The 2,780-nt window shown below is 75.1% G+C and carries 3 protein-coding genes; 1 reads left to right on the forward strand and 2 read right to left on the reverse strand.

Going from position 1 to position 2,780, the window contains the following annotated elements; genetic code table 11:
- The coding region (locus tag H5J30_RS25645; protein WP_181789718.1) for an MFS transporter at positions 1-1,260 on the reverse strand (1,260 nt) is incomplete at its 3' end.
- Positions 1,261-1,315: 55 nt separating this feature from the next.
- Here H5J30_RS25645 and soxR point away from each other — a divergent pair.
- Entirely contained in the window at positions 1,316-1,831 is a 516-nt protein-coding gene (soxR, locus tag H5J30_RS25650) for a redox-sensitive transcriptional activator SoxR (RefSeq protein WP_181789719.1), read from the forward strand.
- 7 nt (positions 1,832-1,838) lie between these two features.
- Here soxR and metE read toward each other — a convergent pair.
- On the reverse strand, positions 1,839-2,780 hold a 942-nt coding region (metE, locus tag H5J30_RS25655; RefSeq protein WP_181789720.1), incomplete at its 5' end, for a 5-methyltetrahydropteroyltriglutamate--homocysteine S-methyltransferase.

The raw sequence follows: 2,780 nt of genomic DNA on the forward strand, positions 1-2,780 counted from the left end.
GCTGCCCAGCAGCGCGATGCCCAGCGCACCGCCCAACTGCGGCGCCGTGGAGGAGATCGCCGCCGCCGCGCCCTGCCGCTCCGGCGGGGCCGCGCCGACGACCATGTCGGTGGCCAGCGCCATCATCGGCCCCAGCCCCGCCGACACGATCACCGCACCGGTGACGAGCACGGGCAGCGCATGCTCGCCGCCGGCCTGCGTCAGCACCCCGTACCCGACGGCCGAGAGCCCCAGCCCGACGGCGATGATCCGCGCGGGCGCGTACCGGCGGGCCAGCCGCGGCGCCAGCATGGAACCGGCGATCACGCCGAGCGCCGACGGCGCCGTCCACAGCCCCGCGTCCAGCGGCGACAGCCCCTCGACGAGCTGGAGGTACAGCGCGAGCGCGTAGTTGCAGCCCCACAGCACGAAGATCCCGGCGGCCAGCGTCGCCGCGGCGGTGGCGAGCGTACGGTCGGCGAAGAGGCGCAGGTCCACGAACGGGTCGGCGAGCACCCGCTGCCGGCGCACGAACGCCACCGCCACCAGCACCCCCGCCGCCACCGCCGCGACCGGCACCGCCCCGGCGCCCTCGGCGGCGATCTGCTTCAGCCCGTACACCACCGGCAGCACCGCGGCCAGCGACAGCAGCGAGCTGAGCACGTCCACCCGCCGCCCCGCGGGCCCGCGGGACTCCGGCAGCAGCACGGGCAGCAGCACCAGCAGCACCGCCATCACGGGTACGCCGAGCAGGAACGCCGAGCCCCACCAGAACCGCTCCAGCAGCCAGCCGCCCACCAGCGGCCCGATCGCCGTGCCGCCGGAGACGCTGGCCACGATGACGCCGATGGCCGTCGTCCGCTCCCGCGGCCCGGGGAACAGCGCCGCCGCCAGCGCGAGCGTCGACGGCATGAGGGTGGCGCCGGCGACGCCCATGAGGGCGCGGGCGGCGATGAGCATCTCCGCGTTCACGGAGTACGCGGCGAGCAGCGAGGCGGCGCCGTAGCCGGCGGCCCCGTACAACAGCAGCCGGCGGCGGCCGATGCGGTCGCCGAGCACGCCCATGGTGACGAGGGAGCCGGCGAGGAGGAAGGCGTAGATGTCGACGGTCCACAGCAGTTGGGTGCTGCCGGCGGAGAGGTCGCGGCCGATGGCGGGCAGGGCGAGGTTGGTGACGGTCAGTTCGAGGGAGGCGAGCAGCGCGGGCAGCGCGAGGACGGCGAGCCCGAGCCACCGCCGCCGCTGCCCGTGCTGCTGCTCCGGAGTGCCGGTAGAGGTCATGGCGGCCAGTCTCAGACCTCGACCATAATCGAGGTCAAGGGCTAGCCTGACGGCCATGGACAAGCCCCCCTTCGACGCGAAGGAACTCACGGTCGGCCAGCTCGCCGCGCGCTCCGGCGTCGCCGTCACGGCGCTGCACTTCTACGAGGGCAAGGGACTCATCCGCAGCCGCCGCACCCCCGGCAACCAGCGCCGCTTCACCCGCGACACGCTGCGCCGCGTCGCGTTCATCCGCACCGCGCAGCGGGTGGGCATCCCGCTGCGCACGATCGCCGAGGCGCTGCGGACGCTCCCCGACGAGCGCACCCCGACGCAGGAGGACTGGGCCCGGCTGTCGGCGGCCTGGCGCGACGAACTCGACATCCGCATCGACCAGATGGTGCGGCTGCGCGACCGGCTGGCCGACTGCATCGGCTGCGGCTGCCTGTCGCTGGAGCGCTGCCTGCTGCGCAACCGCGACGACGTCCTCGGCGACACGGGCCCCGGCCCGCGCCGCCTGCTCACCCGCCGGCTGGCCCAGGAGACCCGGAACCCGCCGGCGGGTGAGGAGGAAAGGGAGGGGGAGGGCTGACGTCACCTCACTCCCGCAGCTCCCCCCGCACTTCCCGTGCCGCCGCCACCAGGCTCGCCAGCGACGCCCGCGTCTCCGCCCAGCCCCGGGTCTTCAGCCCGCAGTCCGGGTTCACCCACAGCCGCTCCGCCGGGATCGCCCGCAGCCCGGTGCGCAGCAGCGCCACCGTCTCCGCCGTGTCCGGCACCCGCGGCGAGTGGATGTCGTACACGCCGGGCCCCGCCTCGCGCGGATAGCCGTGACCGGCCAGTTCGTACGCCACCTGCATGTGCGAGCGCGCCGCCTCCAGGCTGATGACGTCCGCGTCGAGGTCGTCGATCGCCGCGACGATGTCGCCGAACTCCGCGTAGCACATGTGCGTGTGGACCTGCGTGTCCGCGCGCGCGACGCCCGTCGTCAGCCGGAACGCCCCGGTCGCCCACGCCAGATACGCGGGCCGGTCCGCGGCGCGCAGCGGCAGCGTCTCCCGCAGCGCCGGCTCGTCGACCTGGACGACGGCCGTGCCCGCCGCCTGGAGGTCGGCGACCTCGTCGCGCAGCGCGAGCGCCACCTGCCGGGCGGTCTCGGCGCGCGGCTGGTCGTCGCGGACGAACGACCACGCCAGCATCGTGACCGGGCCCGTGAGCATGCCCTTGACCGGGCGGTCCGTCAGCGACTGCGCGTACGTCGTCCAGCGCACCGTCATCGGCTCGGGGCGGGAGACGTCGCCGGCCAGGATCGGCGGGCGGACGTAGCGGGTGCCGTACGACTGCACCCAGCCGTGCCGCGTGGCGAGGTAGCCGGTCAGCTGCTCGGCGAAGTACTGCACCATGTCGTTGCGTTCCGGCTCGCCGTGCACGAGCACGTCGAGACCGGCCTCCTCCTGGTACGCCACCACCTCGCGGATCTCCGCGGCGATCCGCTCCTCGTAGCCGGCCGGGCCGATGCGCCCGGCGCGCAGGTCGGCGCG

Origin of the sequence: Streptomyces phytophilus, assembly GCF_013870535.1 — a bacterium.
In the GTDB taxonomy this organism is placed as follows: Bacteria; Actinomycetota; Actinomycetes; order Streptomycetales; family Streptomycetaceae; genus Streptomyces; species Streptomyces phytophilus.

Bases quoted from the DNA above. Each gene is read 5' to 3' on its own strand.
- soxR (WP_181789719.1), top strand. From the start codon at position 1,316: ATGGACAAGCCCCCCTTCGACGCGAAGGAACTCACGGTCGGCCAGCTC.